At 70.0% G+C, this 19,084-nt stretch carries 16 protein-coding genes; 14 read left to right on the top strand and 2 right to left on the bottom strand.

Features of this window, described 5'->3' with window-relative positions; translation table 11 throughout:
• Nucleotides 1-669 precede the first annotated feature (669 nt).
• The 3 genes from ACH492_RS33205 to ACH492_RS33195 all read left to right on the top strand — a co-directional run bounded on the left by ACH492_RS33205 (nt 670) and on the right by ACH492_RS33195 (nt 4,149).
• Complete coding sequence (locus ACH492_RS33205) at nt 670-1,308, top strand: LuxR C-terminal-related transcriptional regulator (protein WP_398992077.1); 639 nt, start codon at nt 670-672, stop codon at nt 1,306-1,308.
• A gap of 196 nt (nt 1,309-1,504) precedes the next feature.
• Nucleotides 1,505-2,161 carry a DUF4255 domain-containing protein gene (locus tag ACH492_RS33200; RefSeq protein ID WP_398992075.1) on the top strand — a complete coding sequence of 219 codons (657 nt, stop codon included), beginning with the start codon at nt 1,505-1,507 and terminating at the stop codon, nt 2,159-2,161.
• On the top strand, nt 2,158-4,149 hold the full coding sequence (locus ACH492_RS33195; protein ID WP_398992073.1) for an ATP-binding protein: 1,992 nt from the start codon (nt 2,158-2,160) through the stop codon (nt 4,147-4,149). Before ACH492_RS33200 ends, ACH492_RS33195 begins: the two co-directional genes overlap by 4 nt.
• Nucleotides 4,150-4,201: 52 nt before the next feature.
• On the opposite strand, the gene ACH492_RS33190 is transcribed toward ACH492_RS33195, so the two are convergent.
• The gene (locus ACH492_RS33190) at nt 4,202-5,719 is read right to left on the bottom strand and encodes a hypothetical protein (RefSeq protein WP_398992071.1); all 1,518 of its coding nucleotides are present in this window, start codon (nt 5,717-5,719) and stop codon (nt 4,202-4,204) included.
• 657 nt (nt 5,720-6,376) lie between these two features.
• Between ACH492_RS33190 and ACH492_RS33185 the strand changes: the two genes are divergently transcribed.
• From ACH492_RS33185 to ACH492_RS33170, 4 genes are all read left to right on the top strand, one after another.
• Complete coding sequence (locus ACH492_RS33185) at nt 6,377-7,981, top strand: phage tail sheath family protein (protein WP_398992069.1); 1,605 nt, start codon at nt 6,377-6,379, stop codon at nt 7,979-7,981.
• Between the two features lie 85 nt (nt 7,982-8,066).
• Nucleotides 8,067-8,510 carry a phage tail protein gene (locus ACH492_RS33180; protein ID WP_398992067.1) on the top strand — a complete coding sequence of 148 codons (444 nt, stop codon included), beginning with the start codon at nt 8,067-8,069 and terminating at the stop codon, nt 8,508-8,510.
• Complete coding sequence (locus ACH492_RS33175; RefSeq protein WP_398992066.1) at nt 8,510-8,983, top strand: hypothetical protein; 474 nt, start codon at nt 8,510-8,512, stop codon at nt 8,981-8,983. Before ACH492_RS33180 ends, ACH492_RS33175 begins: the two co-directional genes overlap by 1 nt.
• Nucleotides 8,980-9,138, top strand: a complete 159-nt coding sequence (locus tag ACH492_RS33170) for a DUF6760 family protein (RefSeq protein ID WP_398992064.1) — start codon at nt 8,980-8,982, stop codon at nt 9,136-9,138. The genes ACH492_RS33175 and ACH492_RS33170 overlap by 4 nt, the downstream gene beginning before the upstream one ends.
• Nucleotides 9,139-11,149: 2,011 nt before the next feature.
• Here the strand turns inward: ACH492_RS33170 and ACH492_RS33165 are convergent.
• Nucleotides 11,150-11,722 (bottom strand): hypothetical protein, encoded by a 573-nt coding sequence (locus ACH492_RS33165; protein WP_398992062.1) that lies wholly within the window; start codon nt 11,720-11,722, stop codon nt 11,150-11,152.
• 505 nt (nt 11,723-12,227) lie between these two features.
• On the opposite strand from ACH492_RS33165, the gene ACH492_RS33160 reads away from it, so the two are divergent.
• The 7 genes from ACH492_RS33160 (at nt 12,228) to ACH492_RS33130 (ending at nt 18,939) form a co-directional block, all read left to right on the top strand.
• Nucleotides 12,228-12,551, top strand: coding sequence for a hypothetical protein (locus ACH492_RS33160; protein ID WP_398992060.1), 324 nt, complete (start codon nt 12,228-12,230; stop codon nt 12,549-12,551).
• Between the two features lie 81 nt (nt 12,552-12,632).
• The gene (locus tag ACH492_RS33155) at nt 12,633-13,070 is read left to right on the top strand and encodes a phage tail protein (protein WP_398992058.1); all 438 of its coding nucleotides are present in this window, start codon (nt 12,633-12,635) and stop codon (nt 13,068-13,070) included.
• Complete coding sequence (locus tag ACH492_RS33150) at nt 13,071-13,865, top strand: LysM peptidoglycan-binding domain-containing protein (RefSeq protein ID WP_398992055.1); 795 nt, start codon at nt 13,071-13,073, stop codon at nt 13,863-13,865.
• Between the two features lie 112 nt (nt 13,866-13,977).
• The gene (locus ACH492_RS33145) at nt 13,978-15,894 is read left to right on the top strand and encodes a VgrG-related protein (RefSeq protein ID WP_398992054.1); all 1,917 of its coding nucleotides are present in this window, start codon (nt 13,978-13,980) and stop codon (nt 15,892-15,894) included.
• Nucleotides 15,894-16,337: a GPW/gp25 family protein gene (locus ACH492_RS33140; RefSeq protein WP_398992052.1), complete on the top strand. Its 444-nt coding sequence runs from the start codon at nt 15,894-15,896 to the stop codon at nt 16,335-16,337. Before ACH492_RS33145 ends, ACH492_RS33140 begins: the two co-directional genes overlap by 1 nt.
• Nucleotides 16,337-18,295 carry a putative baseplate assembly protein gene (locus ACH492_RS33135; protein ID WP_398992050.1) on the top strand — a complete coding sequence of 653 codons (1,959 nt, stop codon included), beginning with the start codon at nt 16,337-16,339 and terminating at the stop codon, nt 18,293-18,295. Before ACH492_RS33140 ends, ACH492_RS33135 begins: the two co-directional genes overlap by 1 nt.
• On the top strand, nt 18,292-18,939 hold the full coding sequence (locus ACH492_RS33130) for a phage tail protein (protein WP_398992048.1): 648 nt from the start codon (nt 18,292-18,294) through the stop codon (nt 18,937-18,939). The genes ACH492_RS33135 and ACH492_RS33130 overlap by 4 nt, the downstream gene beginning before the upstream one ends.
• Nucleotides 18,940-19,084 lie beyond the last annotated feature (145 nt).

Genomic DNA, 19,084 nt, shown 5'->3' with positions numbered 1-19,084 from the left:
CAGACCCCTCCGGTGAACCGCTGTCAGGGCGCGGACGCAGGGCGGGCTGTGCGGCCGACCGCATGGCTCTCGCTCAGAGCCCGGAACCGCGGGGCTACAGGAAGTGCGCAATGGGCCTGGGCCGTTCTGTGTTGTTCCGGCGAAGTCCGCACACACCCGATGCCCCGGTCCACCGGCCCCGTACGCAGCTCCAGCGGACAGGGGATCGCGGGTTCTGGCAGCATCGAGAGGAGTCCGATGACCGAGGCGGCCGCAGTGCTGGCCCATTTCACCGAACAAGTGCTGGGCGCCCCACTGTGGCGGCCTCCGCCGTCGGGTTCGATAACAACACGATGGGCGTCAAGCAGGTACTGGCGGTGAGGACTTCCGGTGACGGCCGGTCCGGGATGCCGTTGCGCAGGGACTTTCTCCTGTCCTCAGCTGGTAGCTGACATGTTGCTGCCTTCCGTGCCGTTGACGGGTGGGAAACAGCCGGCCCGACGTGCAGGCCCGCGAAGTCGGCGCCGAGTCCTGGGACCTGATCACCTGGGACATCAACGTCGACTCCATGAGGGGTTCATCGGCCGCTACGTCTTCCCCGACGGGGAGGTGGCGGCCTGTGGCCGTGAACCCGTCCGCCGAACGGGCCGTAGTGCACGACGTACCTCCACAAGCCATACAGGAGCCGCCATGGTAGTGCGCACTCGTGCCAGGATCCCGGTCGAGATTCACGCATCGGACCCGCTCTCCCTCGCCGGAGCGACCAGCCAGTTACGCCAGCAGCCAGAGATCGAACTCGTCGACGAGGCGACCGGCCGGCCGGGAGCGGTGGCGATCCTGCTCGCCGACGCGCTGGACGAAGTCACCCTGTCCAGGCTCAGGAGGCTCGCACGGACCGACGGCACCCGGGTGGTGCTCGTCGCGGGCGCGATCCGGGAGGCGGAACTGCTTCAGGTCGTCGAATGCGGCGTCGGCGCCGTCGTCTGGCGCCGCGAGGCCACCGGCGACCGGCTCCTCCAGGCAGTCCTCGTGGCCTCTCGGGGCGAAGGCGACCTGCCCTCCGACCTGATAGGCAGACTGATCAAACAGGTCGGCACCATGCAACGCGACACGATGAACCTGCCCGGAAACCCAACGTCCGGCCTGGCGCCGCGCGAGGTCGATGTGCTCCGGCTGGTGGCCGAGGGAATGGACACGAGCGAGATCGCGAGCAAGCTGTCGTACTCCGAACGCACCGTCAAAAACGTGATGCACGGACTCAACACCCGACTGCAACTCCGTAACCGGGCTCATGCCGTGGCCTATGCCCTTCGCGAGGGCTATATCTGAGGGCCTCTACCCTGATCAAGCACCCCGGTCAAGGGTCCAGGGGGCACGTTTGATGCTCCTGAGTTTTCCCTCACGTGCTCCCAGGTCGGGTGCCCCGGGGGCCACGATGGCCGTGGGATGCGCCGTGCGGAGCGGCGAACCGGCAAGCTGGCAGCGGTGAAGTTGAAGGGCGCGACGTGATCCACGAGGTAGGACCGTGATCCACGAGGTGGATGAGGTACTCAAAGGGCTTCTGACCGGCGGCGCCCTGACCGGGACCGGTGTCGAAGTCGCCTTCGAGGCTCCTACCCGAGACTGGGCGGCCCGGCGCAACGCCCCGACCATCGACGCATACCTCTACGACATCCGCGAGGACGTCCGGCGCCGTGAGCGCGGTGCGGTCGCGGTCCGCGACGACCGGGGGGTGGTCCTGAAACGGCGTCAACCGCCCCGCTGGTTCCGGCTGTCCTACCTCGTCACCGCCTGGACCAAGCGCCCCCAGGACGAACACCGGCTGCTCTCCGCCGTACTCGCCACGCTGCTGCCGCGTGAGGTCCTGCCCCCTGAGGAACTGACCGGCTCTCTGGCCGCACTCGGGCTCACCATCCCCCTCACCGTCGCTGGGCTGCACACCGAGGCACGCTCGCTCGCCGAGATCTGGTCCGCGCTCGACGGCGAGCTCAAGCCTTCCCTGGACGTCGTCATCACCGCGCCCTTCCCCGCCTTTCCCGAGTACGACGCCGGACCACCGGTCATCGAAGGTGCCGGAGTCCGCGTCCGTGGCATGGACGGCACACTCGACGGCAGCCCTGTGCGCCACCACAGCCCCCGCGACCTCGCCGGCCGTGGCCGCGCCGAAACGGTGTCGGAGTGAGCGGGGCCGATCCGCTGCTCGAACGGATCGCACTGCTGCGCGACGCCGTGGCGCTGCTGGTCGAGCGGCGCGGTGCCACGGACCCGACGGCGGCGGATCCGCTGCGCGGGCTGTATCTGTCCGACGAGGCCGTGCGGCGTCTGCTGACCCCCGACGCCCCGAAACCGCCGGACTTGCCTGACTTTCCGGATCATCCGTCGATCGGGGACGACGCCGACCCGCTGCACCTGCTCGCCGGCCGGCTGCGTCTCACCGCGCTGGACGCCCGCATCCTGTTGATCGCGCTGGCGCCCGAACTCGACCGCACTTTCGAGACGTTGTACAGCTACCTCAACGACGACGTCGGCCGGCGTCGGGCGACCACCGGGCTCGCGCTCGACCTGTGCGGAGTGCCCGTGCACTCCGCCGTGGCGCGGGCCCGCTTCCACCCGTCCGCACCCCTGTCGGCCCTCGGCCTGCTGGTTGTGGAGGAGCCGGAACGCCCCTTCCTCAGTCGTTCGTTGGGCGTCCCCGATCGGGTCGTCGCGCATCTGCTGGGCGACGACACCACCCCGGACGCAGCGCTCGAGGGCACCGTACGGCCGCTGCCGGAGGCCGCAGACACCGCTGCCGGTGACGACCCGCTCATCACCAAGCTGGCCGCGCGGCTGACGGTGGGCCCGCTCACCGCGTACATCCGGGAGCACCGCGAGGGCGACGGCCTGGCTTGCGTCAGCGCGGCCCTGAGCGCGTCCGGACTCGAGGCGCTGCATTTCATACCGGGCGAGCATCCCCCGTACCCGGAACTGCTCCGTGAGGCGCGGCTCACCGGCCGCGCGATCGTCGTGACCTCGCTGCCCAAGAAACCGGAAGCACTGGTACGGGCACTGGCCACAGACGATGTCACCGTCCTGATGGCTGTCTCGCGCCCGTACGACCCGCAGTGGTCCGAGGGCGTGAACTCCCCGCTCGTACTGGACGCGCCCCAGCAGCGCTCGGGCGACCTCGAAGCCTGGTCAGCAGCCCTCACCCCGTCCGGTGCCGGACCAGGCTTCGACCTGGCGCCGGTCGTCGCCGCCTATCGGCTCGGCGCAACCGGCATCAGCCGGGCCGCCCGAGCGGCGCGGGACCTCGCGGCGTTCGACGGCACGGAGCTGTCCGCCGTCCATCTGCGCCTCGCCGCCCGGCAGCAGTCCACGTCCAGTCTGGAGCGGCACGCCCGCCGTATCAGGCCCGATGTCGGCTGGAGCGACCTCGTTCTGCCTGATCAGCCGCTGGCGCAGCTGCGTGAACTCGTATTGCGCTCCCGCCACCGCGACCAGGTGCTCGGCGATTGGCGGTTGAGCGCGGGCGGTGGGCGCGGCAGGGGAGTACTGGCGCTCTTCGCAGGCGACTCGGGCACCGGCAAAACGCTCTCCGCCGAAGTGGTCGCCGCCGAACTCGGCCTCGATCTCTATGTCGTTCAGCTTCCGTCCATCGTCGACAAATATGTCGGTGAGACGGAGAAGAACCTGGAGCAGATCTTCACCGAGGCCGACCGTACGGACGCCGTGCTGCTCTTCGACGAGGCCGACGCCGTCTTCGGCAAACGCTCCGAGGTCAACAGCTCCAACGACCGCCACGCGAATCTGGAGAGCGCCTATCTCCTCCAGCGCCTGGAGTCGTTCGACGGCATTGCCCTGCTCACCACCAATCTGCGCGCCAACATCGACGACGCCTTCACGCGGCGGCTTGATCTGGTGGTGGACTTCCCGTTCCCCGACCCGGCACAGCGTCTCGCGCTCTGGCGGCACAGCCTCGCCCATGTCCCGTGCGCCGATGACATCGACCCGCAGCGTTGCGCCCGGGACTTCGAGCTGGCCGGCGGTTCCATCCGCAGCGCGGTCGTCACCGCCGCCTACGCGGCGGCCGGCCGTGGCAGTCCCGTCTCCACCGCCGATCTGCTGGTGGGCGCCCAGCGTGAGTACCGCAAGGCGGGGCGGCTGGTCCTGGAGGACGGCGACTGGTGACGGCTGTCCGGCGCTGGCTGCTGGGTCGGCTCCGACGCCGGACGGCCGGACGTCACTGCACTGGCGCCGGCGGCCAGGTGTCGGCGGTCACCGTGCCGGGGCGGGCCTGATCCTTCACTTTGCCCGCCTTCAGCGCCGAGGTCGTCGCCGCGTCGATCTGCCCGGTCTGGGGGATCCCCACGGACCTCTGGTACAGCTTGACCCCGTTCGGGATGCTCGGGCCCACTGTCTGCTTGGGCCGCTTGCCCTTCAGGTAGTCGATGTTGAGCTTGGTCAGCCTGGTGATCGTCTCCAGGTCGCCCTTGTCGTACTGGCTGTTGGCCGCGCAGATGAGGATGTTGTACACCCACGGCACCTCCGGGCTGGACTCGCCCGCCTTCAGGGGCACCGACGTGCGGCCGCCGAAGTGGCTCATCAGCAGTGCGGTCATCGTGGACCTGCCCAGATTGCCGAGCCCGTCGGTCTCGGCGAGGGTGCTCTTGTTGTGCTCGTCGTTCCATCGCTGGAAGCACTTCAGTGCCGCGACGGTCGACGCGTCCAGAACACCGACGGTGCGGTCGGCGGCGGGCTTGCAGTCGCCGCTGCCGGTGCTCAGCCGCACCTGTGCGAACTGCACAAGAAGGTTGGGTTCGTTGTTCGGCCGGATCGGCAGCGGCCCCGCGGGGGCCTCCTTCTCGGCCTGCTCCCCGGAACCGCCGCCGCCTTGGTCCTGCGGTGGTTGTTCTTCCTTCGGATCCTCCTTCACCACCGGCTCCGATGGCTCCAGCTCCTTGGGTTCCTCTGGCAGCCGGGTCGCCCCCGCCTCCTGGATCTTCTCCTGCGCCAGGCTGCGCACTTGTGGCTTGAAGCTGAACCAGAGCACCAGGCCGACGACGGCGAGCGCGAGTAGGAGGCTGAGCGAGGTCATCATCCAGTACGGCAGCACACTGCGCTGCACATACGTCCCGTCGATCCGCAGCGGTTCGCTCCCCGACCGCCGAAGCGTCAGCTCGTACGGCCGTTGCTGCTTCTGTCCCGCCCAGATGATCTGCCGCGGCTTGAGCGTCGTGCCGACGAAGGCGGCGCGTCCCGGCTCGATCTGCACATTGGCGGGGGCGATTTCGTACGAGAGCTCGTCGCCGTTGTCACCGCCGGCTATGGAGACGGTGAGCTTGGTGTTGCCGAGGTTGTCGACGGCCAGCTTGGGGCGCCCGCGGAACCGTCCCTTGACGGTGTGCGGGACCAGTTCGGCCCGTACCTCCGTGAAGGGGGTGATGGTGATGTTGCCCTCGATGACGGTGGTGGCCTCGGGGTGCTCGGTGGGGATGATCTGGAGCCCGTACGGATTGGGCCCGGCGGTCGCGTCCGGTGTGCGGGGCGGCGAGATCGTCAGCTCCACTGTCCCGGTGGTCCCCGGGTACAGCCGCACCGTCGCCGGCTCCACGGTCACGTACGGCGCGATGTCGCCGACCGGTACAAAACGGTACTCGTCGACGACATCGCCGGTATTGCGCAGCCTCAGCCGTACGGTGCTACTGCTGCCGGGGTCCACCGTGGTGGACGCGGGCTCGAGGGAGGTCCAGATGCTCACCCATCCGAAGCTACCGACCGGGATGAGCCGTCGTCAGAGGCTGCGGGGCACGGTTGCTGTCCCTGAGGCCGGTGGCACTGCCCTCACGTCCCGGGCGGAATCCGATGGTGGGGTGGACTGGGACAGACCAAGGCCGGAATCGCCGTATTCCTTGACAGTCACTTCGAGAAATCCCGGGAGCGGACGGCCAGGTGTTTTTCACCCAAGGACAGTGTGGCTCACCGCCTTGTCTCTGACCGGCAATGGCTCTCTGCGTCCGGCCCGAAAGGGCAATGTATGCCGATCCTCCGGGCATTACTCTCTGTCTTTTGGCGGTAGCTGATCCCCGCATATGCTGTCGAGTCGTATTCCGGCAAGGGCGATCAGCGCGCGGATCGGCAATCACAGCAGGCCGGAGAGACCCACGGCCCCCGGCCGGGCAGGAGGGCCGATATCTACCGCGCTGCGTTCCGGGGCCGACAAGACCTCGGCGGTAGGCACCTGTGCCCTCGCAACGGCATCGGTCGGTACCGCCGGTATCCGCCAAGGATCACGGCGCGCCTGGGGCCGCGAGGGCACGGGTCGTGCCCCCAACCAGGTCCGGGCGGACGTTTTGCTGGCCCCGCGCGCACGGGAGGGTGAGAGTCAACTTGTCCATCACCCCGAGGAGAGCAGAGCATGCCGTCGTACCTGTCGCCGGGCGTATATGTAGAAGAGGTGGCCAGCGGCTCGCGTCCGATCGAGGGTGTGGGCACCTCGGTGGCCGCTTTCGTCGGCCTGGCCCCTGAAGGGCCCCTCAACGAGCCGACGTTGGTGACCAACTGGACCCAGTACGTGGCGGCGTTCGGCGAGTTCACCGACGGATACTTTCTCGCGCACTCCGTCTACGGCTTCTTCAACAACGGCGGATCCGCCGCGTACGTCGTCCGAGTGGGCGGTGCACCAGGGGGAGTGTCAGGAGGAGCCTCGGACGGTGGGACCGCAGCCTTGGCGAGCGGCGGAGGTACCGGCCCGGCCGCGCTGGTCGCCGCTGAACCCACGCAGCTCGGCACATTCAAGGTGTCGGCCATCGCGCCGGGGGAGAGTGGCGCGCTCAGCGTCGAGGTCGCCGACGCGGAGGGCGAAGGTCCGGCCGAGCGCTTCCGGCTGGTCGTCAAGGACGGCGACAAGGCCGTCGAGACCTTCGATGTAACGGCGAAGAAGAACAACCGGAACTACGTCGTCACGCAGGTAAAGGAACGCTCGAAGCTGATCGTCATTCAGGAGGCGGCGAGTACTGCGCAGTTGGTGCGTCCCGAGAACCAGAAGGTCGCGCTGGCGGTACCGACGGCCTCGGCGGTGGACGACGCGGGCCCGGCGGCCGACGCCGGGCAGGTCGGCATCGCCGAGTACCTGGGCGACTCCGCGGACCGCACCGGCTTCGGTGGGCTTGAGGCAGTCGACGAGATCTCGATGGTCGCCGTACCCGACCTGATGGCCGCCTACCAGCGCGGTGCGATCGACCTGGAGGCCGTGAAGGCGGTCCAGCTCGGTCTTATCGCGCACTGCGAGCTGATGGGCGACCGGCTGGCCGTCATCGACCCGCCCCCGGGCCTCAACGCCCGCCAGATCCGGGTATGGCGCCAGGAGACGACCAACTACGACTCCAAGTACGCGGCGCTGTACTACCCCTGGATCAAGGTCTTCGACCCGGCCGGCGGCCAGACCCGGATCATTCCGCCGAGCGGTCACGTGGCCGGTATCTGGGCCCGTAACGACTTCGAGCGCGGTGTGCACAAGGCCCCCGCCAATGAGGTCGTGCGGGGCGCCGTGGACCTGGAGATGCAGATCACCCGGGGCGAGCAGGATCTGCTCAATCCGCTGGGCATCAACTGCATCCGCTCCTTCCCCGGCCGCGGTATCCGGGTCTGGGGTGCGCGCACCCTGTCCTCCGACCCGGCCTGGCGCTATCTCAACGTTCGCAGGTACTTCAACTACCTGGAGGAGTCGATCCTCACCGGTACCCAGTGGGTGGTCTTCGAACCCAACGACCAGGCGCTGTGGGCCCGTATCCGGCGGAACATCTCCGCGTTCCTGGTGACCGAGTGGCGCAGTGGCGCACTGTTCGGTGGCCAGCCCGAGGACGCGTACTACGTGAAGTGTGACGCCGAGACCAACCCGCCGGAGTCGGTGGACCTGGGACGCGTCATCTGCGAGATCGGTGTCTCCCCGGTCAAGCCGGCCGAGTTCGTGATCTTCCGGCTGGCGCAGTTCTCCAGCGGCGGCGGCGAGTTGGAGGAGTAGGCCGCTCGCCCGCCCCTGAGCCCCACCCGCTGCCCAGCAGCACCACGACCGGTACCAGCATCAGCGTCAGCAGAAGGAACAGCCCATGAGTCTCCAGCCCGGTGATTCCCTCACCTCACATAATTTCGGCCTCCAGATCGATGGTGTCATGGTCGAGTACCTCCAGGAGGTCAGCGGCCTGGACATGAACCAGGACGTCATCGAATTCCAGCAGGTCTCGGCCAACGGCCAGCCCGTGACCAAGAAGCTGCCCGGCGTACAGAAGGCCGGGGAGGCGACCGTCGTGCGGGGCATGACGCAGTCCACCGCCTTCAACGACTGGATCAACAACTCGGTAAAGGGCGACATGGGCTCGGCCCGTAAGAACGCCAGCATCCTGGTGATGGACTACCAGAACAACCCCGTGAAGCGTTACCACCTGCGCAACGCCTGGTGCAGCAAGGTCTCGGCCAGCACGGTGAAGGCAGGCGAGGCATCCGCGCTCACCGAGACCGTGACCATCACTTACGAAGAAATGGTCATGGAGTAATGCGCCGAGGAAAGGCCACCCATCCTGCCGCAGGGTCCGCCACGACCTCCGCCTTTGCGGAGGCGGAGGCCCCGGCGGCGGAACCGGCGCCCATACGGCAGCAGTTGCGCACCGAGTTCGCGTTCGAGCTGCCGCGCGGGTACGTGGACGACACGGGCACCGTGCACCGTGACGGGGTGATGCGCCTGGCGACCGCCCGGGACGAACTGATCCCGCTGCGGGACGTACGGGTTCAGGAGAACCCCGCGTATCTGTCAGTGGTACTGCTCGGCCGGGTGATCACCCGGCTGGGCACCGTGGCACACATGCACGACGGCGTGGTGGAGAACATGTTCGCCTCCGACCTCGCCTTTCTGCAGGACTTCTACCGACAGGTCAACGCCGAGGGCCATACACGGGCCGGGGTGTCCTGCCCGCACTGCGAGCAGCCGTTCGAGGTCGAGCTCGGCGGGAGCCGCCTGGGGGAATCGTGACGTACGCGACCGACCGGATTCACGAGGAGATCGCGTACATCGCCTACCACTTCCACTGGAGTCTGGAGGACATCCTGAACCTCGAACACCGTGAACGGCGACGGTATACCGAGCACATCGCCACGCTCGTGACGCGCGCGGCGGCGGAGCGGTAATGGGCATCCTGGACAGGCTCCGCGGTCGGGACCGGGACGGGACCGTACCTGCTGAGGCACCGGCTCCGGATACTTCCGGCACCGGTGGCGAAGCATCGGCTGCCGGTTCTTCCTCCGCCGGAGGCCGCGGCTGGGCCAATCTGCCGCCGATCCAGCGCGCAGTGGCGCCCGTTGCGCAGCAGGCGGTCACGTCGGCCGACTTCACGAGCACGCTGGCGACCTGGCAGAACCCTTCATTCGCCGGGACTCTCTCGCACGCCGTCCTCGACGGCGCTCCGGCCGGGCTGATCCGGGACGCCCTGGCACCCGCCGCGGCGTTCGTGTCCGGGGGCATCGGCGAGCCCACCCTGTCCCTGCCCGTCGCTGTGGTGGATGACGCGGATGCGGGGGGTGGTGCGGCTGCCGTCGGCGCTCCCTCGGTCCGGCGTTCGACGGGTCTCACAGTCGCTCCGGTACGGCACCGGTCAGGCCCCCCGTCCCCGTCCCCGGCGCTGACCAGCGCTCCGGCCCCGCGAGCGGTGCAGCGCCGGGAACTCCCGGCCGTGGCGCCGGCTGCACCGGCGCCACGCGCGACTACGCCCGGTACGGCGCCGAAGCCGGCCCCCGCGCCGGAGCCGGTACGCGCGACTGCGGCGCTCGAGGCAGCGGGTAGTCCAGGCCCGTCCCGTAGTTCAGGTGGTCCGGGCGCGTCGGATGCTTCGGGTAGTTCAGGCACTTCAGGCAGTTCGGTCGAGGACGAGTCGGCGCCGGTGCCTGCACCGGCGCCGAACCCCGTTGCCGTCCAGCGTTCCCAGCGGCGTGAGCTGACTCGGCCTGGCGGTCGTGCCGAGTCGGGGACCGAGCCGGCACCGGTCACATCGCCGAGTTCCCGGCCGTCGGATCCCACCGGCACGGACCAGGCAACGGTCCCGGGGAACGGTCCTTTCGACCGGTCCCACTCTGCCGGTTCCCCCGCCCCACCTGCGCCTCCGGTTCCTACTGCTCCGGCGACCGGACAGGCCGGCCCTTCAGGACTGCCGGTGGCTCCGGCCTCCCTTCAACGACGCGCATCGCGCGGGCCGGACCGGGCCGCTGGGCTGGGAGCGCCCAGCAGGGGTGGCGAAACGCCCGCTGCCGCCACGGGCCCGTCCAGGCCCCCCGCGCCTCGTACCTCCACCGTGCCTTCTTCCGCTTCTTCTACATCCACGGCCCCGGACTCCGTGGTTCCGGGTGCTTCGGCACCCGGGCCTGCTGTGCCAGGCCGCCGACCGCTGCTGGGTGCACCCCTGTCCGCACCGCCCGCGGGCATGGTTCCGCTCACCACGGCCCGTGGTGGCCCCTCCAAGACCGCTGGTCCGACGCCACACTCAGCCTCCGCCCCGGGTGCGCGACCGGTGACGGCTCCCGATACGCCGTCGGTACAGAGGTCCTCGGTAGCGGGTGAGGCGTCGGCCGCTGTGAGTTCACCGGATCCGAGGACCGCCGGTGCCCCGCCCAGCCGTCCGTCCGACGCTCAGCCCGTGCAGCGGCTCGCCGCCTCCGGCATAGCTGATGGGCCGCCAGAAAAGCGCCGAGCGACAGAGATTGTCGCTCCCCAAGCCGCGATACCACCAGCCCAGCGGTCGTCCAGGACTGCGGCCCCCGGGAGGGACAGTTCGTCGGCCAGTCCCGCGCGTGGTCCTGAACGTGGCCGGACAGACGCTCTGCCCTTACAGCGGCTTCGGGGCGCCGCCGGTCCGGTCGCGGGTGGTTCCGTGAGGGCCGGCGCTCTTCCGGACTCGCCGTCGGAGGTTCCGGCGCGGCCCCTCCTGTCTTCCGGGCCCGAGGCAGAGCAAGGTGCGGCGGTCAGGGGACCGTCTGTGCAGCGGTCAACTGCCGCCGCGAGCATGCCTGTTGCTGACAAGTCCGCCAACGTGCTGCCGGAACCGCCGGTGGAGGCCAAGGGTTCCGGGGCGAGCGGTACGCCGGGCCGTCCTGCGGGTGCGGTGCCGGTGAACCGACCGTTCTCTTCCTCCTCCGGCGGGTCTGCCGCTCAGAGTGCTGAAGTCCCGTCGGTGCAGCGGTCGTCGGCCGTCAGCAGGACATCGGCGGCCCCGGCGGTGGTCCGGCCATCACGTCCCGTTCCGGGCACGCCACTGGTGGGTTCGATGCGGTCCCTCTCGGCGGCTGCCGGCTCCGAGCAGGCTTCATCGGCCGTGGCCGCGCCGCCGGTGCAAAGGTTGTCCGCTCCTTCCGGGGAATCTGCGGACGGTTCTGTGGTGGCCGGGTCGCCTGTGCGAAGATCAATACCGGCCTTCGGCGTGGAGCCGCCGGCGTTGCGGGCGGCCTCGGCGCCGCGTTCAGCGCCGGTGGGGCCGGCGGCCGTTGTGCCGTTCGCCGGTGGGACGGATGCTGTGGCTGTGCAGCGGGCTTCCGCGGCTCCCGGTGTGTCGCCGGGGCCGGGCTCTCCCGCTGCCGTACGCCACTTGGCCCCGCCACAGACGATGCCACCGATGCCCGCGCCGACGAGTGACCCGAAGGCGGTGCCGTTGCGCCGCCGTACGATCGCCGACACTGTCGGCACGGTCGGCAGTACAGCCGTCCAGCGGGCGATGCAGCGCTCCACGTCCCGAGCCAAGACCGTCGGCCTCCCGCCTGTACCCGTACATGCACCCGCGCCCGGATCCCGGCCCGGACCGGCGACAGCACCGCCACCCGCATCCCCGCACGCGGCAGCACCCCAACACGCAGCCGCAGCGCTTCCCGTGCAGCCGTCCGGATCGCGTGCGGGCGCGCAGGGCGCCGCGCCGGTGCAGCGCAGCACCCAGGGCCTCAGGGTCAGCGGTGTCGTGGAGGCCTTCCCTGCGGCCCGGCGCGCAGCTGTACCGGCCCCGTCTCCGGGCGCGCCCGCGCCTGTACCGAGCGGGGCGACCGTCCGTACACCGGGCAACCCAGCCATACGGACGCCGGACAGCGCCGCCGTACGTACACCGCACCGGGGCCCGGCAGAGCCCGGGCTCAGCCGCGTCGTACAGCTCGCCGTCGCGGCGCCCGCGCCTCCCGTGGCATTGCCCGTGCAGCGGGCCTCCGCGACCCCGGCCGTGGTGGCCCAACACCCGGCCCCTGCACAGGTGTCAGCGCCCCGCCCGGCCCGGCCCGCACCCACCACGGTCCAAAGGCGGGACAACCACACACCACCATCGACCGGTCCTCAGCCGCCCGTTGGCCCGCCCCCGCCGGGCGGCCACCCCCAGGTCGGCGCGCCCCATGCGAACAGAGCCCACCCCGACGCCGGTTCGGGGGCGGTCGGCGCCGCGTTCGACGCCCGCCACCTGACCGACGGCCAGGTGGACGAGCTGACCCACCGGCTCATCGGCCCCCTGACCCGGCTGCTCCGTACCGAGCTGAGGCTCGACCGCGAACGGATCGGCAAGCTCCGGGACCCGCGCCGCTGATCACCAAGCCACAGACCCACCACACGTCCCACGCCCACCCACGAACCACCCGCAGGAACGCAGGAAGCAGGAAGGCCCCCGATGCCCAAGGATCTGGATCCCGGCTCCACCATCTTTTTCAACCTCACCATCGACGGTGCGAGCCTGGGTAACTTCAATGGCTGCGAGGGCCTCTCCTCCCAGGTGGAGATCGAGCAGCGTCAGGAGGGCGGCAGCAACGGCTTCGTATGGCAGCTGCCCTCCCGCGTCACCTTCTCCAACATCACGCTGACCCGGCCCCTCACTCCGGACACCGCCAAGGTCGCAGCCTGGATCTCCTCCGTCACCAGCGGTGTGGTCCGCCCCACCGCGCAGATCGCCGCGCTGCGTGCCGACGGCTCGATCGTCGCCCGGTGGGGACTGATCGACGTCCTCCCGGTGAGCTGGCGGGGGCCGTCCCTGGACCCGGCCAGCCCGGCTGTGGCCACCGAGGTCCTGGAGATCACGCACCACGGTTTCACCGACGCGGGGGCGGCGTAAATGGCGGGCAAGGGCGGTGGCGCGGGCAAGGGTGGTGGCGCGGGCAGGGGTGGTGGCGCGGGCAGGGGTGGTGGCGCGGGCAAGGGGGGTGGCGCAGGCAAGAGCCTCGTACGGGCCACGCTCGCCATTCACCAGCCTCCCATCGGCCTAAGCACCAAGCCCGGCGCCCTGATCACCACCTTCAGCTTCGGCTTCAACCCGTCACAGCTGGCGCTGAGCCGTCGGGCCCAGTGGAAGACCACCCCGACCGCCGCCGTGCGCGACGGCGCCATGCCGGAGTTCATGGGGCCGGAGCCCCGTGAGATGACGGTGGAAGTCTTCCTGGACTGCTCCGACAAGCCCGACGGCGACACGGTGCGCAAGAACGTCGAATCGCTCTTCTCCTGCTGTGAGGTGACTCCCGGCAGCATCAGGGCCAAGCAGCCGTCGACCCCGTGGGTGGTCTTCGAGTGGGGTGCGTTCTCCACCGTGCGCTTCACTGCGTACATCAGCGCCGTGGATGCCACGTACACCCTTTTCGGTACCACCGGCGTGCCCATCCGCGCGACCTGCCAGGTGCAGCTGCACGAGATACCCAGCAAGACCAAGGGCCAGAACCCTTCATCCGGCGCGCTCACCGCCCACCGGGTGCACCGGGTTGTGGCGGGCGACTCGCTGCAGTACCTCGCGTGGCGCGAGTACGGGGACGCCACCGCCTGGCGCCGGATCGCCGAGGCCAACGGCATCGACAATCCGGCGCAACTGTCCCCCGGTCGCGAACTCATGCTTCCCGCAGCCGAAGAGGCCGATTACTGATGCGGTCGGCGACGCGGCACGATACACGGCCTCCGACGCTGCTCCGGATGCGGTCGACGCCGCTCCTGACGCGGCCACTGGTACGGCTACTGAACACCCGGATCGGTTACTGATGACCCAGATCAGCTACTCCAACGTCTTCAACGTCAAGATCAAGGGCAGGCCGCTGACGGCCACCGTCGAGCCGCTGCTGGTGGGGGGCACGGTGGACTTCGGCGCCGGCGTGCCCGCAGCGTTCGAGCTCACCTTCCGCGACCCCAACGCACTGGTGCTGCAGGAGACCGGTGCCCTGATCGGCTCACGCGTGGAACTGGCGCCCATCTCGGCAGGCGAGGGCGAGATGCTGATCACGGGCGAGATCACGGGTCTGGAGACCGACTACGACGGCACCGGTACGTTCACGGTCATCCGCGGCTACGACCACGGCCACAGGATGCTGCGGCAGCGCCGGGTCTCCGCTTACCGCAATATGACCGCCGCCGTAATCGCCCGCAAGCTGGCGGGCCTGAACAAGATCAAGGTCGGCAGGATCCAGCCCACCAAGATCATATATGAGTTCATCACGCAGGCGAATGTCACCGACTGGGACTTTCTCTGCCGGCTCGCGGACGAGAACGACATGGTGATGTCCCTCAACTCGCAGGGCAGATTCCAGTTCGTCACGGCCCCGCCGGCGGCCGGCGCACCCGCGGTGTCCACCCCGAGCGAGAACAACGCGTTCGTGCTGGAGGCGGGTACCGACATCCTGCGCTGCCGCGCCGCTGTCACCTCCGCCGACCAGGTGACCAATGTCGAGGCGCGCGGCTGGGACGTGACGGCCAAGCGGGCGCTCATCGGTACGTCACCTGCCGCCACATATGCCGGTGTCCAGATCGGCTCCACACCCGCCGCCGCCAAGGTGTTCGGCGCGGCCAAGCTCGTCGCGACCGAGACGCCCTACGACAAGCAGGGCCAGGTCCAGCAAGCTGCCAAGTCCCTCGCCGACGATGTGACCGCGGCTTTCGCCGAGCTGGAGGTGACCGTACGCGGCAATCCCAAGCTGCGGACGGGCGTCCCGGTCACCCTCACCAAAGTGGGCAACCCCTTCGACGGCAAGTACACGGTGACCGGCGCGCGCCACACCTTCGGGGACGGCAGACACTACGAGTGCCTGCTGTCCGTCAGCGGACGCCAGTGGCGCTCCCTGTACGGCCTCTCCTCGGGTGCCGGTGCGGTCTCGCCCATGCTGCCGAGCGTCGCGAACGCTCTGGTCACCGACATCAAGGACCCGCTCAGGCAGGGAAGGGTCAAGCTCCGCTTCCCCTGGCTGGATGACAAATATGTCAGTGACTGGACCCGTACCGTGCAGTTCGGCGGGGTGAAGGGCGGGGGGGTGATCGCCCCGGACGTCGGCGACGAGGTGCTGGTGGCGTTCGACCGCGGCGCGCTGGACCACCCGTATGTCATCGGCGGTCTGTACAACGGCAAGGACAATCCCGCCCCCGTCGATGTCCCGCTCTACGATCCCACCCGGGGCAAGGCCACCCGGCACACTCTCGCCGACCGCGACGGCAACCGGCTCGACCTGCTCGACCAGCGCGTGGGCCTCAAGCGCGGGGTGCGGCTCGCCACCGGCGACAACCGGCTCACCATCAATCTGGACCGGACGCGCACCGAGATCACCGTGGACAGCAAGGGCAGCGTCACCATCACGGGGACCCGGTCGGTTTCCATCGACGCGGGCGCCAATCTGTCCCTGTCGGCCGTCGGGCGGCTGTCGCTCAAGAGCGGCGGCCCGCTCTCCATCACCTCCGGTTCCGTACTCAACGTCAAGGCGGCCGGGGCGGCCAATCTCGACGCCGCCGGCGCGGTGAACGTGAAGACGGGGGGCATGATCAACGCCACCGCGGGGGGCATGGTGTCGCTCACCGCGGGCGCCACCGTCCAGCTCACCGCGGCCGCCAACATCGGCCTCAAGGCCGGCACCATCACCTCGATGGGCCTGCTCACGTCCAACGCGAAGCCGGTGCTGACGGTGGGGGGCGTCTGATGGCCGAGGAATTCATCGGCTCCGGCTGGGCGTTCCCGCTGCGTATCAGCCCCACCGGCGGCATCGCCCTGGTCAGCGGGGAGCGCGAGATCGAGGAGGCCATCCGCCTCGTCCTGGCCACCGCGCCGGGTGAGCGGCCGATGCGCCCCGACTTCGGCTGCGCCATCCACGACATGGTCTTCGCCCCCGTCAACGAGGCCACCGCGGGCCGGATCCAGCACGAGGTGTACTCCAGCCTGGACCGCTGGGAGCCGCGCATCGAGGTGGACGACGTCGAGGTGACCGCCGGGGAGGAGCAGGGAGTGCTCTTCATCGACGTGCGCTACTCGGTCCGTGGCACCAACAACCCGCGCAGTCTGGTCTTCCCCTTCTATGTCATTCCCTCCCACGACGAGCCCGACGGGCCCGGTCCGTCCGACACGCACTCTGGAAGCGACCGCTGATGGCACTGCCCTCCCCGAACCTTGACGACCGCCGCTTCCAGCAGTTTGTGGACGACGCCAAGCGCTATATCCAGCAGCGTGCGCCGGAGTGGACCGACCACAACGTCTCCGACCCGGGGGTCACCCTGGTCGAGACGGTCGCGCACATGGCCGACCAGATCGTGTACCGGCTCAACCGGGTGCCCGAGAAGAACCATCTCGCATTCCTGGACCTCATCGGGATCACCCTCTTCCCGCCCTCCGCCGCCCGCGCCGACGTCACGTTCTGGCTGTCGGCACCGCAGGAGGAGCCGGTCCTGCTGGCCGCCGGGACCGAGGTCGCCACCGCGCGCACCGAGAGCGAGGAGGCGGTCGTCTTCGCCACCGAGCATCAACTCGAAGTGGTCTCCTCCGAGTTGTCGTATCTCGTCGTCCAGCCGGACGGAGAGGAGGCGGCCGACCGCACAACGGATCTCACCGAGGTCAAAGACGTGCTGTGCTTCGCGGAGTCCCCGCGCCCCGGCGACCGCATGCTCTTCGGGCTCAGCGCCGCCGTACCGCACTGCGCGGTGGTACTGACTCTCGACAGCCAGGTGGACGGTGTCGGCGTGGATCCCCGGCAGCCGCCGCTGGCATGGGAGGCGTGGACCGCGGACGGCTGGACGGCCTGCGAGGTCGAACGGGACACCACCGGCGGTCTCAACCGCCCCGGCGAGGTGGTGCTGCACGTCCCCGGCGGCCACACCCTCTCCCGCGCCGGGCGGCGCGAGGCGGGCTGGCTGCGCTGCCGGGTCACCGACCCCGAGCCCGGGCAGCCCTTCTACACCGCGTCGCCCACCATCCGTTCCGCCGAGGCGTTCACCATCGGCGGCACCGTTTCCGCCGTGCACGCCGAGACGGTCCGGGACGAGGCCCTGGGGGAGTCCACCGGGCTGCCCGGCCAGCGGCTGCGGCTCGCCAACGCGCCCGTCGTCGGTGACGTACCCCCGCTGCACCTCCAGGTCGCCGAGCGCGACGGCTGGATCGACTGGGACACCGTCGGTCACTTCGCCGCCTCCGGCCCCGACGACCGGCACCTCACCCTCGACGCGGCCACCGGCGAGATCGCCTTCGGCCCCTCCGTACGCGAACCGGACGGCTCCCTGCGCCAGTACGGGGCCGTGCCGCCCAAGGGGGCTGTGATCCGTGCCCGCCGCTACCGCACCGGCGGCGGAAAGGCGGGCAACGTCGCCCGGGGCGCCATCCGGGTGCTGCGCGACTCGGTCCCGTACATCTCCGAGGTCATCAACCGAGAGGCCGCGAGCGGCGGGGTCGACAGCGAGACCGTCGAGGAGGCCAAGATCAGGGCGCCCATCGCCCTGAGCGCTCAGGACCGGGCCGTGACTCTGCGCGACTACGAGGAACTGGCGCGGCGGGCAGCGCCCGAGACCGCGCGCATTACCTGCCTGGCGGCGGAACCGGACGAGCACGGCGCGCATGCGGTACGTGTGCTGGTGGTCCCGCAGGCCGTGCCCGACCCGGGCGGGCGGCTGCGTTTCGAGCAACTCGTGCCGGGCGACGCGCTGTTGGGGCGGATCACCCGCTACCTGGACGAGCGGCGGCTGATCGGTACCCGACTGGCGGTGGGGCCGCCGTACTACCAGGGCGTGACGGTCGTCGCGACGGTGCACGCCTTCCGCGGCACGGACACCGAACGGGTCCGGCGGCAGGCCCACGACGCCCTCCACCGGCACCTCGATCCGTTGACCGGGGGAGCGCACGGCACCGGCTGGCCCTTCGGCCGCCCGGTGCAGGCCGGCGAGGTCTTCGCGGTCCTGCAACGGGTGCCCGGCGTCGAGCTCGTGGACGAGGTGCTGCTCCACCCCGCCGACCCGCTCAGTGGCAAGCGCGGTGAGCGGACGGAGCGGATCGACCTCGCCGCCCCGGCCCTGGTCTTCTCCTTCGACCACCGGGTCCGTGTGATCGGGGACGCGTCATGAGGGGGTCGGTCGACGGTCTGGGCTCCTCGGCCCCGCTCGGTCCCATGCTGCCCGCCGTGTTCGCCGAAGATGAGCTGGCGCAGAAGTTCGTGGCCGGCCTCGACGAGGTGCTGGCCCCGGTCCACAACGTGCTGGACTGCTTGGACGCGTACTTCACGCCGTCGCTGGCCCCCGCCGACTTCACTCGCTGGCTCGGCGAGTGGGTCGGCGCGGAGACCGACGGTTCGGGCCGCGTGGATCGAGCGGCCGGAGCGGATCGAGCCGATCGGCCGGGGCGGCCGGGGTTCTCCGGCCGTTCGGACCTGCCGGACCTGCCGGAGGACACGGCCATGCTGCGCGCGGCGGTCGCCGCCGCGGTACGCCTGCACCGCATCCGCGGCACCCGGCACGGTCTGGCCGAAGCGATACGGCTCACCTTCGGCGTGGAGCCGGAGATCACCGAGAGCGGCGCCGCCATCTGGGACGCTCGGCCGCTCGGCCCCTTCCCCGGCGAGCGCCGCCCGCGACTGCACGTCACCGTACGGCTGCCCGACCCGAGTCCGGCCGACGAGCATCGGCTGGACAGCCTCGTCGCCGCCTCTCGCCCCGCTCATATTTCCTACACGGTCCAGGTGACCGCCGCCGAAAGGACACCCGACAGGTGACCAGTCCGACCTCCTCCTCTTCCGCCAGCGCCCAGCCCCCGAATTCCGGCGAGGGCGGGCGCCGGGACCAGACCTGTGCCGAGTGCGGTGCGCGCCCGGCTCCCGGACAGTCCTTCTGCGACGAATGCGGGGCAGTCCTCAGTTG

Source organism: Streptomyces sp. NPDC019443 (genome assembly GCF_044389785.1).
Taxonomy (GTDB): Bacteria; Actinomycetota; Actinomycetes; order Streptomycetales; family Streptomycetaceae; genus Streptomyces.
This window is presented reverse-complemented; position numbering and strand designations above follow the sequence as displayed.